Source organism: Hwanghaeella sp., from assembly GCF_965227365.1.
Lineage (GTDB): Bacteria > Pseudomonadota > Alphaproteobacteria > UBA8366 > Aestuariispiraceae > Hwanghaeella.
In genome coordinates, this window is the sequence record NZ_OZ245754.1 from 145,509 (window position 1) to 165,205 (window position 19,697).

The following is a 19,697-nucleotide window of genomic DNA, read 5'->3' on the forward strand; positions in this document are numbered from 1 at the left end:
AGATTCCACGCGCTCTTTGACGGGGCGCATTTGGCGTGAGTATGTCAGTTCCTATCTCGGACTGCTGACGCTGGCGATCTTCTTCATGGTTCTGGTCGCCTTCGCGACCGCGGGTCAGGTCTATCTGGTCAAACCCGCTTTCGATGAATTGCTGAACACCCGCGATACCTTCTGGGTATGGGTCGTGCCGGTCGGATTCGTGACCGCGGGCATCGTGACCGGCGTTGCCAATATGGCGCAATCCCTCTTGATGCAGCGGATCGGTCTGCGGGTCGTCCAGAAGATGCAGCAGCAGATGTTCTCGTCGATCCTGCGGGCGGATCTGTCCTATTTGCAGGAATCTGGAACCAGCCGTCAGTTGTCGCGTTTCACTACCGACATGTATTTGCTGCGCGACGTGGTGATCAAGGCGCTGACGGGGATCGGGCGGGACGTGCTGAAGGTCGTCGTTCTCTCCGGTCTGATGGTCTATCAGAACTGGCAGATGGCCCTGGCGGCCCTGGTCTTCTTCCCGCTCTGTGTCTTTCCCATCGTTCGGATCGGGCGTCTGTTGCGGAAGATCTCCACCAAGAGCCTGGGCGAACAGGGTCAGATGACCGCGGTTATCGACGACGCGTTGAAAGGCGCCCGCCAGGTCAAGGCCTACAACATGTACGATTACGAGGAAGACCGCGCGGGCAGTGCCTTCGAGACCGTTTTCCAACTGGCCTTCAAATCGGCGCGAACCCGTGCGTTCAGCTATCCGATCCTGGATACCCTGGTGGGTGTTTGCATGGCCGCGGTCCTGGTCTGGGGCGGATTCCAGATCCAAACCGGAGAAACGACGGTCGGGGCCTTCATGTCATTCTTCGCGGCCGTCCTGGCCGCCTATCAGCCGGCCCGCGGCCTGGCCAGCATGAACGCGACCCTGCAGGAAGGCCTGGCGGCGGCGCGGCGCTGTTTCACCGTTATCGACTATCGGCCGACGATCGTGAACAAGCCCGGCGCGGCAGCGTTGTCGGGCGTTCGCGGCGAAGTCGCGTTCCGCCATGTCGATTTCACCTATGACGGCGACGTCCCCGTTCTGCAGGATATCGAGCTGGAGGCGAAAGCCGGGGAGACGATCGCCCTGGTCGGACGAAGCGGCGGCGGCAAATCGACCATCCTGAACCTGGTGCCGCGGTTCTACGACATCACCGCCGGGGAAATCCTGATCGACGGCACGTCGTCGCGCGATGTGACGCTGGAGTCGCTGCGCGCGAATATCGGCCTAGTGACGCAGGAAACGCTGCTGTTCAACGACACGATCCGGGCGAATATCGCCTATGGACGGCTGGACGCGTCGCAGGAGGAAATCGAACAGGCGGCCCGCAACGCGGCGGCGCATGACTTCATCGCGGATTTGCCGGACGGCTACGACACCCTGGTCGGTGAACACGGATTGCGGTTATCCGGCGGTCAACGACAGCGGGTCGCCATTGCGCGCGCCATGCTGAAGAATGCGCCCATCCTGTTGCTGGACGAGGCGACATCGGCACTGGATACGGAATCCGAACGGATCGTTCAGGAAGCCTTGAGCCGTTTGATGCAGGGGCGCACGACGATCGTGATCGCCCACCGCTTGTCCACGGTGATGCACGCGGACCGGATTTATGTTCTGGACAAGGGCCGCATCCAGGAAGTGGGTACCCACGCGGAACTGGTTGCCAAGGGCGGGCTCTACGCGCAGCTCAGCAAGATCCAGTTCGACCAGCCCGACGGCGCGACCGGGGATGAAGTGCCGAACGGCATCGCGGACAGCGGCAAGGCTGCCGCGGACGAGACGGTCTAGGATCGTTCGGCCATGCGTATCGGTAAGAGAATCCTGCAATCGGACGGTCTCCGCCGGTTTCTGTGCTGGCTGATCTCCGTCTATCTGCGTCTCGTCTACCATACCTCCAGATGGGACCATCGGGAGTCGGAGTTCCTCGACCCGCTTGTCGCTACCGGTGAGGCATTCGTCATCGCCCTCTGGCATAACCGTGTCGTCATGATGCCCTATGCCTGGCGCCGGAAGAACCGTCCGATCACGATCTTCACCTCGGATCATCGCGACGGAAGGCTCGTCGCCTATTCCATGGGCTGGTTCGGATTCGATACGGTATTCGGATCGACCAAACGCACCGAAATGAAGACGATCCGCCTGATCGTCCGTTCGCTGAAGGACGGCCGCCTGTTCGGGATGACGCCTGACGGGCCGCGCGGGCCGCGCATGCGCGTCAAATCAGGTGTTGTCGCCATGGCCCGCATGGCAGACGTGGCTATCATTCCGGTCGCCTATTCCTGCAAACGCCGTGTCGTCATGGATACTTGGGACCGATTGATCGTTCCCCTGCCGTTCAACCGGGGCGTTTTCCTGTGGGGAGAACCGGTCCGTATGCCGCCGGGGGCGACAGCGGAAGAGGTGGAGGCGGCGCGCCTGCTGCTGGAAAACCGCATGATCGAGCTGACGTCGATGGCGGATCGCGAAATGGGGCATGAGCCGATTGAGCCGGCGGCGCTCGATGACTTCCGGCGCGGCAGCCGTGACAAAGAATGATCGCCACGATCTACAGTTGGGTTTCCCAGGCGGCGGCTCCCTTTCTTCCCGCCTTCCTTCGGTCGAGGATGCGGGCCGGGAAGGAAGACCCTGAACGAATCCGGGAGCGAATGGGCTATGCCGGTCAACCGCGCCCTGACGGGGCACTGATCTGGCTGCACGCGGCCAGCGTCGGCGAAACAATGTCCTCGCTTATTCTGATCGAAAAAATCCTGGATGAGAACCCGGCCGCCTCGATCCTGCTGACCACCGGCACTGTTACGTCGGCCGCGATGGCGGCGAAGCGCCTGCCGGCGCGGGCGATCCACCAGTATTGCCCGGTGGATGTGCCGAGCTGGGTCGGTCGATTTCTCGATCATTGGCGCCCCGATGTCGCCTTGTGGATCGAATCCGAGCTATGGCCTAACCTTGTGCGGCGGACGCATCAGGCCAGGATTCCCATGGCGTTGGTCAATGCGCGCCTGTCCGCACGGTCGCATCGGCGATGGGCCAAGGCGCGGAACAGCTTCCGGTCGATGATGTCCGCCTTCTCGGTAGTTCTCTGCCAGACGGAGGAGGGCGCGGACGCGTTCCGTCGACTCGGTATCGACCGCGCGGAATGCGTCGGAAATCTGAAATTCTCCGCTCCACCCCTGCCTGTCGACGAGGCGGAGCTGGCGGCTCTGCATGCCGCCATAGGCGGGCGCCCCGTCTGGCTGGCGGCGAGTACCCATCCGGGTGAGGAAGAAATCGTGCTGGAGGCGCATGAGCGCTTGCGGATTGCTTTCCCCGATCTGCTGACAATCCTGGTGCCCCGGCATCCGGCTCGTGCGGATGACATCGAGGCCTTGCTGAGGGTCCGTGTGGACGGGGTCGTGCGGCGGACCGCCGACCGCAGGATCGGCAGCGATACCGAAATCTACCTTGCCGACACGCTGGGGGAACTCGGTCTGTTCTACGCCCTTGCACCCGTCGCCTATGTCGGCGGCGGAATGGGAACGCTGGGCGGTCACAACCCGATTGAGCCGGCGCAGCGACATACGGCCATTCTTTATGGGCCGGATCGCGGTAACTTCACGACCGTCGCGGCGGAACTGGAGGAGGCCGGCGCTGCCCAGGTCGTGGCGGATGCGGGCGAACTGGCCGAGGCCTTGTCTCTTCTGCTGTCGGACGAGCGGGAATGCGGCAAACGATCGGATGCGGCGCGCAAGGTCGCGGACCGCAATCGTGATATCGTCGATGCGGTCACGGCTCGCCTCCGTCCTTTACTGCCGGGACTGTCGGACGGCCGGTGAAAAAGGGACGTAATATGAAGGCGCCCGATTTCTGGCAAAAAGGGAAAGGCGGTTGGAAAGCCGCTCTGCTGCTGCCGTTGTCTCTGATTTATAGGACCGGTGCAGCTCTTCGCTCGCGGTTCACCCGTCCCGTGCATCTTGGCGTACCGGTTCTTTGCGTTGGGAACGTTACCGCCGGGGGAACGGGCAAGACCCCGGTTGTCATCGCTCTCGCCCGCGCCGCCAAGAGGCAGGGCATCAGCGCCGCGGTGGTCAGCCGCGGCTATGGCGGCAGGCTGGAGGGACCGGTCCGGGTCGATCTGGCCAGTCATCGCGCCGAAGATGTCGGGGATGAACCGCTGTTGATTGCACGCGAGGTCACGACCTGGGTCGCCAAGGACAGGGTTGCCGGGGCGAAAGCAGCGATTGCGGATGGCGCCCGGTTGATCCTGCTGGATGACGGGTTTCAAAACCCGACCCTGTACAAGGATTTGTCCATCGTCGTGGTGGATGGTGGTTTCGGGTTCGGGAACGGTTGTGCCATTCCGGCGGGTCCCTTGCGGGAGGCGCTGCCGTCGGCGTTGCGGCGGGCGGGTCTCGTTCTGTTGATGGGCCGTGACCTGGCGGGCGTGGCGGACGAAATGGATGGGCGGGTACCCTTGGCGTTTGCCGGTCTCCGTCCCGAACCCTCGGATTCCTTGGTGGCGGGTGCACAATGCATTGCCTTTGCCGGGATCGGCTTGCCGCAGAAATTCTTTGCCACGCTGCGGTCGATCGGAATGGATGTTCTTGCGGAACACGCGTTTCCGGACCATTTCATGTATGCGCGAGAAGACTTGGACCGTCTTTTTGCCGAGGCCGAGGCAAAGGGCGCAATGCTTGTCACCACCGCAAAGGATCACGTAAGGCTGCCTGCGGAGGCAGCCCGGAAGGTTGCCGTTTTGGACGTTGTCGTGGATTTCGAAAACAAGAACCTGCCGGAAGAATTGATTGCCCGGGTGATGAACCATGGCTGAGCGCGGCCCGGTTTCACGCTTGACCCGGCGTGTTCTGCTGTACCCGTTGCAGGGCCTCGGCATCGGCCTGCTGTACCTGATTTGCCGGTATATCCCGATAACCTGGGCATCGGCCTTCGGGTCCTGGGTTTTCCGGGTGGTCGGTCCGTTCCTGCGGGCGGACAAGGTCGCCCGGCGAAACCTGAAACAGTGCTACCCGGATATGCCCCAGGCGGAGGTAGACCGGATCGTCCGGGCCGTTTGGGACAATCTGGGACGTGGCGCCGGCGAGTGGGGGCAGGTCGATCTGATCCCGACCATGGGCCCGAAATCCCGGGTGGAGATCGTCGGCGAGGAAATCATGAACAAGGTGATTGCCGATGGACGCCCCTTCATCGCGGTATCGGCGCATATGGGGAATTGGGAGATCGCCAGCCTTGTTCCCGCGCATCGCGGTGCGCCGCTGGTCAATGTTTATCGAACGGCATCGATTCCCATCGTGGATTATCTGTTTCGAAAGATCAGGGGCCGCTTCTCCCGCGAGATGATTCCGAAGGGCGGCGCCAATGCGCGCCGTATCATTGCCGCGTTGAAAGCGGGGCACCCGCTTGGTCTGCTTGTTGACCAGAAGCTGAACGAGGGCATGCCCATTCCGTTTTTCGGCCGCGATGCGATGACACCGTCAGCACCCGCGGAACTGGCGTTGCGATTCAACTGTCCGCTGGTACCGGTTCGGATCGAGCGGCTGCCGAATGTGCGGTTCCGGCTGACGATTTATCCTCCCATGGAAATTCCGGAGACAGGCAACCGCAAGGAGGATGTTCGCATCATGTTGACGCGCATGAATGCGATGATTGAGGAATGGGTGAGGGACAAGCCGGAACAGTGGTTCTGGGTCCATCGCCGCTGGCCTGATTGAGGGAAGTACGCCTTATTCCTGCACGATCGTGAGGAGTTGCGGGTCCAGGCGTTTTTCGAACCAGTTTACCCGCCAATCCAAATGGGCCCCGGTCGCCCGGCCTGTCGCGCCAATCGTACCGATACGTTGACCCCGTTCGATGCGGTCTCCGAGTTTTACCTCGATTTTTTCCATGTGGAGGAAGGCCGAGGCGAGACCGTGCCCGTGATCGATCATCAAGGTTCCGCCTGAGAAATAGAGGTCCGGCTCGGCGAAGGAGACCGTACCCGCGGCGGGTGCGACGACCGGTGTCCCGGTCGGGGCGGCAACGTCGACGCCGTAATGCGGCTGCCGCGGTTCGCCGTTCAAGACACGTTGGCTGCCATAGACACCCGTGATCGGGCCGTCCGCAGGCCAAAGAAACCCGAGCAGAAAAGCCTCGATATCCGTATCGCGGGCACGGGCCTTGCGGACCGCGGCAGCCTCGCGCTGGATACGCTCTATCACGTCCGGTGGCGGCGACACCTTTTTCTGAGGCAGTCCGTCGATACGCTGAATATCATATTGCCGTTGTTCGACCTTCAGCGCGATGGTCTCCTCCGTATTGTCCGGATACGCGATGTGCAGGGACATGTTGGGTGGATCGTCGCGGTGGAAGCCGAAGATGAAAACACCGTCCCGGGAAACCCGAAGACGCCGATCTTCGAAATGCACCCTGGCCCCGGGTTCGGTTTTGCCGATCACCATGCCGCCCTGGGAAAACACGCCATCCAGACTCGTCTGGCCCGCCTGCACGGGGCAGACCGCAACCATCATCACCGCGAAAAGAAAGGCAAAAAGCCTCATAGCAGCGTTCCTTGTTTCGGCTCCGCCGGCTTCTGCGTCGCAGGCTTCTGCTCTTTTGCGGCCGTCTTGCGCTTGGGCGCATCATTGCCGTCGACGGTGGCGTTGACTTTGCCGTCGCTGAATTCGATGGAGATCGCGGTTCCGGTTTCCAACCCGCCGGCGCTGCCGATCAGACCGCCATCGGGGCCGTGAACGACGGCAAAGCCCCGCTTCAGGACATTCTTGTAGGAAACGCTTTCCAACCGCCTTCCCAACTGATCCAAGGCGGTCGCGTTTTCCCTGTGCCGCCGTGCCATTGCCTTGTCCAGACGGCTGCCGAATTCGGTTCGGGCGAACCGGTCTTGCTCCGTCAAAACGCGCCGCTTCGAGGCGCGTGCCAATCGTTCGGTCAGTTGAACGAGGCGGTCGGCTTGTGCCTCCAGCACCTGTTTCGGGCTGCGCAACCGGGCCGCTATGCCGGAAAGCGCCTGGGCTTCATGCCGCAACAGGCTGCGCATGGCATAGGCCTGACGTTCGGAAACGTCATCCAACCGTTGGGTCGCGGTATCGAGCAGTGAGCGCGGGTCGGGCAGGCCGCGGGCGAGGCCGTCCAGGCGGATCGCGGCGCGGTCGGTGAAACGCGTCCAGGATCCGAGTTTGCGGCGCTCCAGATCCATCAGGTTGGCCATCAGGTCGCGCCGGACGGGAACCGCCATTTCCGCCGCCGCGGTCGGTGTCGGGGCGCGCCGGTCGGATACGAAATCGATCAGGGTGACGTCGGTCTCATGGCCGACGGCGGAAATGATCGGGATGTCGCTCTCCGCCGTGGCGCGGGCGACGATTTCTTCATTGAAGGACCACAGATCCTCCAGGCTGCCGCCGCCGCGCGCGACAATCAGGACGTCCGGCCGCGGCACTTTGCCGCCGGGCTGGATACGGTTGAAGCCGCGGATGGCCGCGGCAACCTGCTCCGCGGCCCCGTCCCCCTGGACCAGGACGGGCCAGAGCAGAACCCGGCTTGGAAAGCGGTCGCGCAGACGGTGCAGGATATCCCGGATGACCGCGCCGGTCGGCGACGTGACGACGCCGATGACGTCCGGCAGAAAGGGAATCGGTTTCTTGCGGTCCGGGTCGAAAAGGCCTTCCGCCTCAAGCCGCTTTTTCCGCTCCTCGAGCAATTTCAGCAGCGCGCCTTCACCCGCATGCTCCATCGACTCGATGACGATCTGGTATTTGCTGCGGCCGGGATAAGTCGTGAGATTGCCGGTTACGATGACTTCCAGACCGTCTTCCGGTTGGACCGACAGGCGCTGCGCGGTGCCGCGCCAGCACACACCGTCAATCACCGCCTGATCGTCCTTCAGGGCCATGTAGAGATGACCGGATCCCGCCCTTTTGAAGCCTGAAATCTCTCCCCGCACCCGGACATGGGAGAAATTCTGCTCGACCATGCGTTTCAGAATGCCGGAAATTTCGGAAACGCTGAATTCAGGCGTATTATCGCCGGGCCGGTCCGCTGATCTGTGCTGGCTTTCGCTCATGGGATTTGCTGATCGGGGTCCATTGTTTTGCGGGCCACAGTGTGCCTGGGATTCACGGTGGATGCCAAGGCACGGCGAAGCGCGGACCCCGAATGGCGGGACAACGCCGTTATTGGCGGGTTTTGCCCTCTATGGGCTGGCTTAGAAGGGGGCAGTTTCGGTATGGTGCCCCGCCCCGGCGGGCGGGTGTCGTAGGTTGCCGAGAAGAGGAGAGCAGGCGCGTGAGGATTTTGGTTATCGGGTCGGGCGGACGGGAACATGCCTTGTGCTGGACGCTGGCGGCGTCGCCTCTTTGCGATGCGCTGTTTTGCGCCCCGGGCAATGCGGGCATAGCCCAGGATGCGACATGCGTTCCGATCAAGGCCACCGATATCGACGGCATTCTGGATTTCGTGAAGGCGGAAGCAATCGACTTCGTCGTCGTCGGGCCGGAAGACCCGCTGGTCGCCGGTGTGGTCGACCGATTGACCGAAGCCGGCGTGAAAGCCTTCGGGCCCAGCGCCGCCGCGGCGCGCCTGGAAGGATCCAAGGGCTATATGAAGGATGTCTGCCGCCGTTATGGGATTCCGACCGCGGAATACCGCCGCTTTACCGACCGGGACGAAGCCCGTGCCTATGTTCAGGAAAAGGGCGCGCCCATCGTTGTGAAGACCGACGGCCTGGCCGCCGGGAAAGGCGTCACCGTCGCCCAGACGGTGGAGGAGGCCTTGCAGGCCATCGATGACGCGATGACCGGCGGAAAGTTCGGCGCGGCCGGCGAGGAATTGGTGATCGAGGAGTTCATGGAAGGGGAGGAGCTTTCCTATTTCGCGCTATGCGACGGCAAGTCCGTGCTGCCGCTTGCCTCGGCCCAGGACCACAAAGCCGCCTATGACGGCGACCAGGGGCCCAATACGGGCGGGATGGGGGCCTATTCGCCGGCGCCCGTCTGCACGCCCGAGATCGAGGACCGCATCCTCAAGGAGATCCTTGAGCCGACGATGAAGGCGATGGAAGCGGAAGGCGCGCCCTACAAGGGGGTGTTGTTCCTGGGGCTGATGATTACCGAAAACGGGCCGCGTTTGATCGAATTCAATGTCCGCTTCGGCGATCCGGAATGCCAGGTCCTGATGATGCGGCTGATGTCCGACCTTGCACCGGCCCTGATCGCATCCGCCGACGGGGTCCTCTCCTCGTTCGATTTGCGCTGGTACGATGAAGCGGCCGTCACCGTGGTCATGGCGTCGAAGGGCTATCCGGGTGGCTATGAAAAAGGCACCGTGATCAAAGGCGTGGAAGAGGCCACGTCGGGGGACGAGGATGTCATCGTCTTTCATGCCGGCACCGCAAATGGCGATGACGGTAGCTTGCTCGCGACCGGGGGACGGGTGTTGAACGTCACGGCGCGGGGACAGTCCGTGTCGGAAGCCAGAACGCGCGCTTATGGCGTCATCGATCGGATCGACTGGCCCAATGGTTTCTGCCGCCGTGATATCGGCTGGCGCGCGGTCGAGCGGGAGCGCGGATGATCATCGACCCCCAAGTGGCGGACACCTTATGGATCGTCGGCGTCATCATGTTGGGGCTGATGATCCTGTTCAAATTCGTCAATCGGAAGAAGTTTCGCGAAGAAAAGTTCGAACGCCGGGTTAAACGGCATGAAGAGACGGACCCGGACGAAATGCCGGACCTGGAACCGATGCTGCGCCGGACACGGATACAAATCATCATGGCGGCGGTCGGTATCGCCACCATCACCTTCATTGCCATCATGGGGATCGGCGAGGAATCCAGGGGACTTCCGATGCCTGGTTTTCTGACCGACCTGTTCCGCTAGCGATTTGGCCGAGGGCCCCTATATTGGACGGCAAGTCTTTTCCCGCCGCCGGTTTCCCCTTATGTCTTCGGTAGGCATGTCAACAAAACCGGCAAGCCGCGAATAAATCTCAGTTATCGGAGGAAGGTGCGTCCATGAGTTTGGCCGATCCCCGCAATTTGCTATCCGACCTTATCGTCAAGGCGACCAAGGCCGGGGCCGACCAGGCCGATGCCGTCGCGGCGGCGGGAACATCCGTTTCCCACAGCCAGCGGCTGGGCAAGGTCGAATCGCTGGAACGGTCGGAAAGCCATGATCTGGGCTTGCGGGTGATCATCGGCAAGAAACAGGCGGTCGTATCCTCGAACGATTGGGTTCCAGAGGCATTGGACCAGTTGGTGGAACGCGCGATCGCGATGGCGCGGGCCGTTCCGGACGATGCCTATTGCGGCCTTGCCGACCCGGACCAGTTGACCGACAGGACGGATCTGGACCTGGATCTTTTCGATCCGTCGGAGCCGAGCGCGGAGGACTTGATCGAGCGTGCGCGTGCAGCGGAGGACGCCGCCCTGGCGGTTGACGGCGTGACCAATTCCGACGGCGCGAGCGCGGAATGGAGCCGCTGGGATATCTTCCTTGCGGCGAGCAACGGGTTTTCCGGCGGATACAAGGGGTCACGCCACGGTATCGGGGTTTCCGTGCTGGCCGGGGAAGGCACCGGCATGGAGACGGACTACGATTACAGCACCACCGTGCACGGTTCCGATTTGCGGGCGCCGGAGGAAATCGGACGCTCCGCCGGGGAGCGGGCGGTCGCGAAACTGAACCCGCGCAAGGGGGCAACGAAGGCCTTGCCCGTGGTGTTCGACCCGCGCATGTCGCCCAGTCTGGTGCGTCACCTCACATCGGCGATAAACGGCGGTTCGATTGCGCGCGGAACCAGTTTCCTGAAAGACAAGATGGGCCAGCAGGTTATGAACCCGGCGCTGACCATCATGGACGATCCGCACCGGCGCCGCGGCCTCGCCTCAAAGCCGTTCGACGCGGAAGGACTGGCCAATGCGCCGATGGCCCTGGTGCAGGACGGCGTTTTGCAGACCTGGATCCTCGACCTTCATACGGCACGGCAGCTGAACCTGCAGTCGACCGGCCGGGCCGCGCGCGGTACATCCGCGCCGCCGTCGCCGTCGACGACCAATGTCCATCTGCAACCGGGGTCGGTCAGTCCCAAGGAACTGATGTCGGATATCGCATCGGGCCTCTATGTCACCAGCCTGATGGGCATGGGCGTCAACGGCGTTACGGGCGATTACAGCCGCGGCGCATCGGGGTTCTGGATCGAGAATGGCGAGATTGCCTTTCCGGTGAACGAAATGACGATCGCAGGCAATCTGAAGGATATGTTCATGCAGATGACCGCGGCGGATGACCTTGAGTTCCTGCATGCGACGAACGCACCGACGGTACGGATCGACGGGATGACGATTGCCGGGCAGTAAGCCCGGCCGAACCGGTTGGACGCCGGGTTGAGATTGTTGGAGGAAGTATGAAGATCCAGTACTGCTCGAAGTGCTGCTACACATCGGTCAAACCGGGGTTTTCCCTGAATGACGATGGCATCTGTTCGGGCTGCGCCGCGCAGGAATCCAAACGGGCGATCGACTGGGACGCGCGTTGGCAGGAATTGTCCGCCATTTGCGAGAAGATCGGCCGCGACGGGCAGGAATACGATTGCGCGATCCCCGTCAGCGGGGGGAAGGACTCCCATTATCAGGTCTATCTCATCAAGGAGAAGCTGGGGCTTCGTCCGCTTTGTATCAATGTCGCCCCCTTGGTCGAAACCGATGCCGGCCTCGCCAATCTGAGAAATCTCAGGGAACGGTTCGACGTCGACCTGGTCACGCTGCGGCCGGCGCCGGAAACGGCGAGGCGACTGGCGGTGTGGGGCTTCGAAACCATGTGTTGGCCTAGCTGGTCGCAGGACAAGGCGATCTATACTTGGCCGATCAAGTTCGCCGCCCGGATGGGCATTAAGCTCGTCATCATGGGGGAGAACCACGACTTCGAAAAAGGCGGGGCCGACCTCGGGCATGGCGGCGACGCTGTCGCACAGATGATGCATTCGCTCGGCGGCGACGAGATCGCGGCGAAGATCAAGGAACTCGGTCTGCCCGAGGAGCACCTGCAGTCCTACGTCTCCGAGGATTTGGCGGCGCTGCGCGCCTCCGGCATGAATATCCTGTGGCTTGGCCATTACGTCGATTGGGATTCGGCTGTCGTGGCCGACAAGGCGAAATCCCTGGGGTTCAAGGGGCTGGACGAGATCATGCCGGGCCGGACCGAGGATTACCTCGGGATCGACGATGGGGCCACGCCGGTAAGTCTGTGGGCGAAGTTCATCAAGTTCGGCATCGGCCCGGTGACGGATACGTGCTTCAACCATATCAGCTACGGCCGGATGTCGAGAGAGGAAGCGGTCCGACTGATCCTGGAAAAGGACGGCATTCTCGACCCGGAGGTCAAAGCGAAATGGCAGGAACGGTTAGGGGTGTCCGACGCTCTTTTCGAGAAGGTCGGCGAAAAATTCGTCAATCGCGACGTGGTCGAGTTGAAAGACGGCCAATGGCGCGTGCGTCCGGATTTCCTTCGCTGAGGACGGGCGGCTGACACCATGGAGCGGTTGGCGCGTGAGTTCTTCGACGGCGACTATTTCGAGGTTTTTGCCGAGAAGGCCTACCCGACCGACGGTGCGGCTACAGATACCTATCCCTTCTTTCCGATCCGGCGTGACAGGGTTCACGAACTCTGCAGCGGCCTGACGCCGAAGCACGTGGTCGACATCGGTTGCGGCGGCGGCCATTTGGTGGAACCGTTCCTGCAAGCAGGATCTGCGGCGACCTGCGTGGATTTCTCGCCGCGAATGCTGACATGGTGCGGCCGGCGCCTTAAGGGCCATGCCGGTTCCAAAGGCAACCTGCGTTTTGTCGAGGCTTGCGCATCCGATCTCTCCGGGCTCGACGATGATTGTGCCGATCTGGTCCTTTGCGTCGGGCCGCTGGAATATTGCAGCGATGACGAGGCGAAGAGCATCCTGGCCGAATGCGCGAGGATTACCCGTCCCGGCGGAACCCTGATTTCCGCGCATCTGAACATGCTGTTCGATCTGTTCACGCTCGACAAGTTTACGGTCGAATTCTATCGCCGTGCCTTGGCGCCGAATTTCGAACTGAGCGATGAAAAGCTCGCCTGGGTCACCGACAGAATGCGGTCGCGCCTTTCGATACCGACGGGTGAGGAAAAGACGGAGAGCATCCGCGAGACCGTGAAGACCAGGACGGACAATCCGTTGACGGTGAATGACGGTTTCAAACCGTTCGGGTTTACCGTGGATACGCTGAAATTCACCCGCTTCTTTGCCGCGCCGCCGTTTTGCGGAAACGAAGACACCGCGATTGCGCAGCATACGATCGGTATCGAAAAGGAGCTCAGCGAAACCTGGGTCGGTTACGTGGCCGCGTCGTCATACCTGGTGAAAGCGACCAAGGTGGGTTGACAGGCAGGGGCAATTCACAGCGCGAACAGCATGAACAGAAGCACACGGTTCACCTCGCCATCGCGCCGGACCGGATATAGGAAGCGCATGTAGTGGACCCAGTCCAGGTCGTCGGAAATCGTCACCTGGCCGATGCTCGCCCGAGGTTCACGGCCATCGATAGCGGCGGTGTATTCCTCAATAATCTGCTGCTTGGCCTCCCCGACAAGCACATCGCCGAGCCGAATTCCCCGCAGCGGGCGTTGCGCGATTTCATTGATCGATTCGCCGACATATCCGTATTGGAAATCCCGCTCTCCATTCTCGCCGGAAACACAGTCCAACAGCGCGATGGACGGCATCATCGCACCGAAGTCGACGATATCGAATTTTTCCCAGCATACGACGCCGCCCTCCGAGATCGCGGCAAGTTTCCGGTGTTCGGCCTTCATGTCGGCCACATCGAGCGCTTCCGAGAAATCGATCGGTTGCGGTGGCCATCGGCTTATCGCGTCACCGACCAGCGGCCGTCCCTTGGCGAATGACGAAAGGGATTGATAATTGAGCCGCTTTACCATCGGCCTGCCACTGCCTCCGTCGAATTCATGCTTTGATCTCGATGCCCCCGCATTCCGACACTCTACAGGGTGAGGTCGAAATTCTGCAATGCAGGGTAGTCGATGATAAAGCCGGAAATTGATTCCCCAAGCGCATTCAAAAGGGTCTTGGTTCAGGATGCAGAAGCGTTACGAAGCGCGGCCTGAACCGTGGTTTCCAGCTTGTTCAGGAATGCGGATCTGTCCTTCTTCGCAAAGGGACGCGGCCCGCCTGTGACCGTGCCGGCTTCCCGCAGGTCCCGCATCAACTCGCGCGTTGCCAGGGCCATACCGATGCCGGACTTCGTGAAGGGCTCGCCGTTGGGTTTCAGGGCGAAGGCGTCCTTCTCCAGGCAGCGCGCGGCGAGCGGAATATCATTGGTGATGCAGATATCCGCCGCCTTGATTTGATCGGCGATCCAATCGTCCGCGGCATCGGCCCCTTGCGAGACGACGATGACCTCGATCAGCGGATTGGGGCTCGGCCGAATGCCGCCGTCGCTGACCATATAGATCTTCAATCCGTGGCGGCCTGCGACCCTTTCGGTTTCTTCCTTCACCGGGCAGGCATCGGCATCAACATAGATCTCAACCATCCGTCACCCCGCCCAATCCGGTTTCTCGAAGCGCTGTATTTCCATCAGGTAACCGTCCGGGTCTCGGAAATAGAAGTGATAGATGCCATAATCCGCATTCAGTCTTGGCGGCCCGTCGCAGGGGACATCAGCGGCGGACAGGCGCGTGTACCATGCATCCACATCCTGGGTAACCAGGCAGAGGACGACGCCGCTTCCGCCGGGTTGCTTGTCGGGCCGTGCGGCGCACAGGCCGATATAGGAGGACTTTCCAGTCCGATAGATATGGCATCCGGCCGGCTGCACGAGGACCAGCGGCAGGTTCAATCGGTTGCCGTAGAATGCAGCCGAGTGCTCGATATCGGAGACATAAAGGAAAGTAATCTGATCGTCGAACATGGCGGGCCTGTCACTTGGCGGATTGGGCGAACGCTGCGAAGCATCTACAATAGTTCCCGTCATCCGCGGTTATGCCAAGGCGGTACCGCGCGGGATGGGGCAATTGCAAGCGTCGTGAATGGATAGGGACGGAGACCATGGCGGAACGGCAGGACATGAAGGAGGCGGTGCCGGCCTTGACCCAAGGGCAGATGGACGAAGAGGTGAACGGTGTGATCGCCAAGGCCATCCAGTCCGTCGACTGGACCTTCTTCAACGAGAACTACAACCGTCAGGCGGAGGAAGTCGTCCGTGCCCTGAACAAGTCCGGTTATGCGATCGTACCCCGGCAACCTTCCAAAGACATGGTGGACGCGGGGCGGGAAGCGATCGAGATCGGCCAGCACCTGCCCTCCGCCGTGGCCGGGGTTGTGTTCAACGCCATGGTGGATGCGGGGTCCGTCCTGCCCTGAGTGGAGAGGAATACGATCCGGTTCCACAATCCTTGATGATTACTGTGGACCGTCCGAAGTGTGACCTATGCCGTCCGAGCCATCGCTGTGTCAGTCGCGGGTACAAGCTTCAACGCCGCCTCGACGACCTCCGGCCCGGCGCCGTCCGCATAGGCGTTCTCGCTCAAATACCGCCGCCAGGCGCGGGCACCGGGAAGCCCGTTGAACAGGCCGAGAACATGCCGGGTCATCCGATTGAGCGGCGTGCCACTGGTGACCTGTGTTTCGATATAGGGCAGGTAGGCCTGCACCAGATCGTGCCGTGACAGATCACCGCCGGCCCGCGCTTCGCCGAAGATCATGCGGTCCGCGCCGAGCAGGACCGCCGGCGTATTATAGGCTGCCCGCCCGATCATGACGCCGTCCACATGGGTCAGGTGTTCGACTGCTTCTTCCAGCGACTGTACCCCGCCGTTGAGCACGATCTCCAGATTGGGGAAGTCCTGCTTCAGGCGGTAGACGTAATCGTATTTCAGCGGCGGAATTTCGCGGTTCTCCTTCGGACTCAGACCGCTCAGGATGGCTTTTCGCGCATGCACGGTGAAATAACGACAGCCGGTTTCCGAGATACGCTGGACGAAACCGACAAGGCCTTCATAGGACTCCGCGTCGTCGATGCCGATCCGCGATTTCACCGTCACGGGAATGTCGACCGCGTCCTGCATTGCCGCGATGCATCTGGCGACCAAATCGGGTTCCGCCATCAGGCAGGCACCGAACCGCCCCGATTGCACCCGGTCGGACGGGCAGCCCACATTCAGGTTCACTTCGTCATAACCGTAATCGGCGACGATCTTCGCGCTTTCGGCCAGATCCTGGGGGTCCGATCCGCCCAGCTGACAGGCGACCGGATGTTCCGACGCATCGAAACCGAGCAGCCGGTCGCGATCACCGTGCAGCACGGCGCCGGTCGTCACCATCTCCGAATAAAGCATGACGTTCCGCGTCGCCAAACGATGTAAGACCCGGCAATGCCGGTCCGTCCAATCCATCATCGGCGCGACGGAAAGCCTGTGCGATGCGATAAACGCCGTCACGGTTCTATTCTCCAAGCACTGCCGGCCCCTGGCGGACGGGGTTATAGGACTTACCGGCGGCCTGTGTAAACCTGCCATCCGGCTAGCTGCGATAGCGCGTGAGTTCGAGCCCGTCCATGTCGATCTCAGGCGTCTTGCCCATGACCACGTCGGCGACAGTACGTGAAGAACCACAAGCCATGGTCCAGCCCAACGTGCCGTGGCCCGTGTTCAGGAACAGGTTGGAATACTTCGTCCGCCCGATCACCGGTGTGCCGTCCGGCGTCATTGGACGCAGGCCGGTCCAGCCCTGAGCCTTTGAGACATCGCCGCCCTTCGGGAACAGATCGTTCACGACATAGCGGACGGTATCGGTCTTGTGCTCGCCCAGTTTGGCGGAATAACCGGCAATCTCCGCCTGCCCGGCGACGCGGATGCGGTCGCCGAGGCGCGTGATCGCAACCTTATGGGTCTCGTCCATGATGGTCGATTGCGGAGCGGCGTCGGAATCCGTGACGGGAAGTGTGATGGAATAACCCTTGATCGGATAGATCGGGGCATTCACGCCGATGGACCGCAACAGTATCGGCGCATAGGGACCCATGCAGCAGACGAAGGCGTCCGCCTCGTGCGGGCCCTCGTCCGTCAGGACCTTTTCCACGCGGTCCGAGCCGGTGGTGACCCCTTGAATGTTGACGTTGTAGTGGAACTCGACACCCATCGCTTCGGCCTTCTTGGCCAGGCCCTGCGTGAACATGCGGCAGTCGCCGGTGCGGTCCGCTGTCAGCCGCAATCCGCCGACGAACTTTTCTTTCACATGCTGGAGGCCCGGTTCGGCCGCGATGCAGCCTTCCTTATCCAGCACTTCGAAAGGCGAGTCGAATTGGGCCAGCACGTCCTGGTCGGCCTTTGACCCGTCGAGCTGTTTCTGGGTGCGGAACAGCTGCAATGTACCCTGTTCGCGCAAATCGAAGTCGAGCGGCACCTCGGCCAGCAGGTCCTTCAGGGACTGTTTGCTGTAATTGGAGATCCGCACCATCCGGGACTTGTTGATCCGGTAGGCTTCCTCATTGCAGTTGGCCAGCATCTTCAGGCCCCAGGCCCACATCCGGGGGCTGATCAGCGGATAGATGAAAAGGGGGCGATGGCGCATGAACAGCCACTTGACCGCCTTCATCGGGATGCCCGGCGCGGCCCAGGGCGACGTCATACCGTAGGAAAGTTCGCCGGCATTCGCGTAACTGGTCTCCAGTCCTGGTTCCCGCTGTCGGTCCAGCACCATGACCTGCGCGCCCGCGCGGGCCAGATAGTACGCCGTCGTCACGCCGATCACGCCGGCACCCAAAACGATGACCTTCATTCAGCGAGACTCCTTTTGCCGCACTGCAATAACCCATCCATTCCAGTACCGCATCGCCCGACGCGCGGCAATCGGGGGTGGGCCGGCCGGGATCAGGAAAAGTAGGGCAGGCCCTTCTCCTTTGCCGCCTCGACCCAGTTTGGCACGAAGGGGACGATCTTGTCCTGGCTGGGCACCATGACTTCGATGAAATTGGCGCCCGGGTTTTCGATCGCGGCGCGAAGGACCGCGTCGATTTCGCTTTCGTTTGTGATCCTGGCGGTTTGGAAGCCGAAGCCTTCTGCCACTTTTACATAGTCGACCGGGCCGAAATCGGTCGACCAGGGCTCGTCCACCTCGTCCAGCAGGATGGCTTCGCCGCGGATCCAGCCGAAATTGTCGTTCCGGGTCAGGATGATCGTGACGTTCTTGCCCGACCGCCGGATCGTCTCGAAATCACCGAGGACGAAGCCCAGGGACCCGTCGCCGGTAAAGGATATCACGGGCCCGTCGGATGCGAAGGCAGCGCCGAGCCCGGCCGGAACCGAATAGCCGAGCGCGCCCATCGAGTAATTGGTAATGTAGCGCCGGCCGGCCTCGCGCACCGAAAGCAGGGCGGATGGATAGATCGCGCTGACGCCGGGCTCGGCGGTGACGATTGCGTTTGCCGGCAGGATCGCATCCAGCGCCTGGGTCAGTTTCACAGGCGAGACCGTTCCCTCCGGCATCCGAATGTTTGAATTGAAAACCGCGTCCAATGCCGTTCGTTTCATCGGGGTCAGGTCGATCTTGTCCCGTGCAAGGCCGGGGTGATCGCGATGGATCATCTCTATCATGTGGTCCAGAGTCGCGCGGGCATCGCCGACCAATCCGACCTTTACCGGAAAGTTGTTGCCGATATGGGCTTCGGCGATATCGAGATGGATGAAGGTCTTGCCGGCGGGATCCCCATACAGCTTCCATCCGTCGGTCCCCGCGGAATCCGTGTTTGTACCGACCAGGAAAACCGTGTCGGCCTCGTGCACATACTCATTCGCGTAGGCCATGCCGCCGCGCGCGCCGATGACGCGCAGGGACAACGGATGCGTTTCCGGCACCGTGCCTTTGCCCGGCGTGGTCGTCCCCACCGGGATTTGCAGAAGCTCGGCGAGGGCGAGGACCGCCTCGCTGGCCTTTGAGATCAAGGCACCCTGACCGCAGACGATGACCGGCTGTCTCGCCGCCATCAGAAGATTGATCGCCGTGCGTGTCCTGGCGTGGTCGGCAACGGGCCGGTGCGCGGGATAGCTGCCGTATTCAGGTTCGGCGTAGAGGTCGCCGATCTCCGCCGTTTCATGGAAGATATTCGCAGGAACGCGGATATGAACCGGCGCGGGTCGGCCGGCGGTGGCCACGCGGAAGGCGCGGCGCATCAGAAAGGGAATGTCCTTCACGGATGTCAGATAGAAGGACTCCTTGCAGATGCTGTCATAGAGCGCCGTTTGATCGACGCCGGTCAGGCCGTGGCGTTTATCCCCATTCATGGGGATGTCGGAACTGAAATAGATGACCGGGACGGAACTGAGATAGGCTTCCGTGATCCCCGGCGTGCAATGGGTGACGCCGGGGCTCGGCGCTTCCAGCACCGCGGGACGGCCCGTGATCTTCGCATAGGCCTCAGCCGCGTAGGATGCGGTTCGCTCGTCGCGGGTCAGAACGAACTCGATGCCGGAATGCCGACGCCATTCCTTGTACCAGCCGATCGTGGTTTCCCCGGGAAGGCCAAAGACATGGCGCACGCCATGCAGTTCCAGCATTTTCAGGATGACTTGAGCGCCGTTCATCTGCTCGATCACAAAGAGGTCTCCAGTTGTCATTGCGGGGCTCTTTTTCTGAGCCGGTGGCA

Annotated in this window: 19 protein-coding genes; 11 read left to right on the top strand and 8 right to left on the bottom strand. The window is 61.8% G+C overall.

Annotated features, from left to right (window positions below):
• Positions 1-16: 16 nt before the first annotated feature.
• Genes ACQK2G_RS00625 through ACQK2G_RS00645 form a run of 5 tightly spaced genes read left to right on the top strand, consistent with a single transcriptional unit; the run spans position 17 to position 5,724 of the window.
• Complete coding sequence (locus ACQK2G_RS00625; protein ID WP_425403074.1) at positions 17-1,810, top strand: ABC transporter ATP-binding protein; 1,794 nt, start codon at positions 17-19, stop codon at positions 1,808-1,810.
• A gap of 12 nt (positions 1,811-1,822) precedes the next feature.
• On the top strand, positions 1,823-2,557 hold the full coding sequence (locus tag ACQK2G_RS00630) for a lysophospholipid acyltransferase family protein (protein WP_425403075.1): 735 nt from the start codon (positions 1,823-1,825) through the stop codon (positions 2,555-2,557).
• The gene (locus ACQK2G_RS00635; RefSeq protein WP_425403076.1) at positions 2,554-3,831 is read left to right on the top strand and encodes a 3-deoxy-D-manno-octulosonic acid transferase; all 1,278 of its coding nucleotides are present in this window, start codon (positions 2,554-2,556) and stop codon (positions 3,829-3,831) included. Before ACQK2G_RS00630 ends, ACQK2G_RS00635 begins: the two co-directional genes overlap by 4 nt.
• A 14-nt stretch (positions 3,832-3,845) precedes the next feature.
• Positions 3,846-4,826, top strand: coding sequence for a tetraacyldisaccharide 4'-kinase (lpxK, locus tag ACQK2G_RS00640; protein ID WP_425403077.1), 981 nt, complete (start codon positions 3,846-3,848; stop codon positions 4,824-4,826).
• Positions 4,819-5,724 (top strand): lysophospholipid acyltransferase family protein, encoded by a 906-nt coding sequence (locus ACQK2G_RS00645; protein ID WP_425403078.1) that lies wholly within the window; start codon positions 4,819-4,821, stop codon positions 5,722-5,724. Before lpxK ends, ACQK2G_RS00645 begins: the two co-directional genes overlap by 8 nt.
• A gap of 12 nt (positions 5,725-5,736) precedes the next feature.
• On the opposite strand, the gene ACQK2G_RS00650 is transcribed toward ACQK2G_RS00645, so the two are convergent.
• Positions 5,737-6,549 (bottom strand): M23 family metallopeptidase, encoded by an 813-nt coding sequence (locus tag ACQK2G_RS00650; RefSeq protein WP_425403079.1) that lies wholly within the window; start codon positions 6,547-6,549, stop codon positions 5,737-5,739.
• The gene (xseA, locus tag ACQK2G_RS00655; RefSeq protein WP_425403080.1) at positions 6,546-8,069 is read right to left on the bottom strand and encodes an exodeoxyribonuclease VII large subunit; all 1,524 of its coding nucleotides are present in this window, start codon (positions 8,067-8,069) and stop codon (positions 6,546-6,548) included. Before xseA ends, ACQK2G_RS00650 begins: the two co-directional genes overlap by 4 nt.
• Positions 8,070-8,290: 221 nt before the next feature.
• Here xseA and purD point away from each other — a divergent pair, with 221 nt between their 5' ends.
• The 5 genes from purD to ACQK2G_RS00680 all read left to right on the top strand — a co-directional run bounded on the left by purD (position 8,291) and on the right by ACQK2G_RS00680 (position 13,417).
• Positions 8,291-9,577, top strand: a complete 1,287-nt coding sequence (gene purD / locus ACQK2G_RS00660) for a phosphoribosylamine--glycine ligase (RefSeq protein WP_425403081.1) — start codon at positions 8,291-8,293, stop codon at positions 9,575-9,577.
• Positions 9,574-9,885 carry a hypothetical protein gene (locus ACQK2G_RS00665; protein WP_425403082.1) on the top strand — a complete coding sequence of 104 codons (312 nt, stop codon included), beginning with the start codon at positions 9,574-9,576 and terminating at the stop codon, positions 9,883-9,885. The genes purD and ACQK2G_RS00665 overlap by 4 nt, the downstream gene beginning before the upstream one ends.
• A 134-nt stretch (positions 9,886-10,019) precedes the next feature.
• Positions 10,020-11,363, top strand: a complete 1,344-nt coding sequence (locus tag ACQK2G_RS00670) for a TldD/PmbA family protein (protein WP_425403083.1) — start codon at positions 10,020-10,022, stop codon at positions 11,361-11,363.
• 47 nt (positions 11,364-11,410) lie between these two features.
• A complete protein-coding gene (locus ACQK2G_RS00675; protein ID WP_425403084.1) occupies positions 11,411-12,517 on the top strand; it encodes an N-acetyl sugar amidotransferase in 1,107 nt (368 codons plus the stop codon).
• Positions 12,518-12,535: 18 nt separating this feature from the next.
• Positions 12,536-13,417, top strand: a complete 882-nt coding sequence (locus tag ACQK2G_RS00680; protein ID WP_425403085.1) for a class I SAM-dependent methyltransferase — start codon at positions 12,536-12,538, stop codon at positions 13,415-13,417.
• A gap of 14 nt (positions 13,418-13,431) precedes the next feature.
• Here ACQK2G_RS00680 and ACQK2G_RS00685 read toward each other — a convergent pair whose 3' ends face one another.
• From ACQK2G_RS00685 to ACQK2G_RS00695, 3 genes are all read right to left on the bottom strand, one after another.
• A complete protein-coding gene (locus ACQK2G_RS00685; RefSeq protein ID WP_425403086.1) occupies positions 13,432-13,974 on the bottom strand; it encodes a hypothetical protein in 543 nt (180 codons plus the stop codon).
• Positions 13,975-14,126: 152 nt separating this feature from the next.
• Positions 14,127-14,588 (bottom strand): YaiI/YqxD family protein, encoded by a 462-nt coding sequence (locus ACQK2G_RS00690; RefSeq protein ID WP_425403087.1) that lies wholly within the window; start codon positions 14,586-14,588, stop codon positions 14,127-14,129.
• Between the two features lie 3 nt (positions 14,589-14,591).
• Entirely contained in the window at positions 14,592-14,966 is a 375-nt protein-coding gene (locus tag ACQK2G_RS00695) for a VOC family protein (RefSeq protein WP_425403088.1), read from the bottom strand.
• Positions 14,967-15,103: 137 nt separating this feature from the next.
• On the opposite strand from ACQK2G_RS00695, the gene ACQK2G_RS00700 reads away from it, so the two are divergent.
• Complete coding sequence (locus tag ACQK2G_RS00700) at positions 15,104-15,418, top strand: hypothetical protein (RefSeq protein ID WP_425403089.1); 315 nt, start codon at positions 15,104-15,106, stop codon at positions 15,416-15,418.
• Between the two features lie 65 nt (positions 15,419-15,483).
• On the opposite strand, the gene dusA is transcribed toward ACQK2G_RS00700, so the two are convergent.
• The 3 genes from dusA to ACQK2G_RS00715 all read right to left on the bottom strand — a co-directional run bounded on the left by dusA (position 15,484) and on the right by ACQK2G_RS00715 (position 19,668).
• Positions 15,484-16,494, bottom strand: coding sequence for a tRNA dihydrouridine(20/20a) synthase DusA (gene dusA, locus ACQK2G_RS00705; RefSeq protein WP_425403090.1), 1,011 nt, complete (start codon positions 16,492-16,494; stop codon positions 15,484-15,486).
• Positions 16,495-16,576: 82 nt separating this feature from the next.
• On the bottom strand, positions 16,577-17,833 hold the full coding sequence (locus ACQK2G_RS00710) for a D-amino acid dehydrogenase (protein WP_425403091.1): 1,257 nt from the start codon (positions 17,831-17,833) through the stop codon (positions 16,577-16,579).
• A gap of 92 nt (positions 17,834-17,925) precedes the next feature.
• Complete coding sequence (locus ACQK2G_RS00715; RefSeq protein WP_425403092.1) at positions 17,926-19,668, bottom strand: thiamine pyrophosphate-binding protein; 1,743 nt, start codon at positions 19,666-19,668, stop codon at positions 17,926-17,928.
• Positions 19,669-19,697 lie beyond the last annotated feature (29 nt).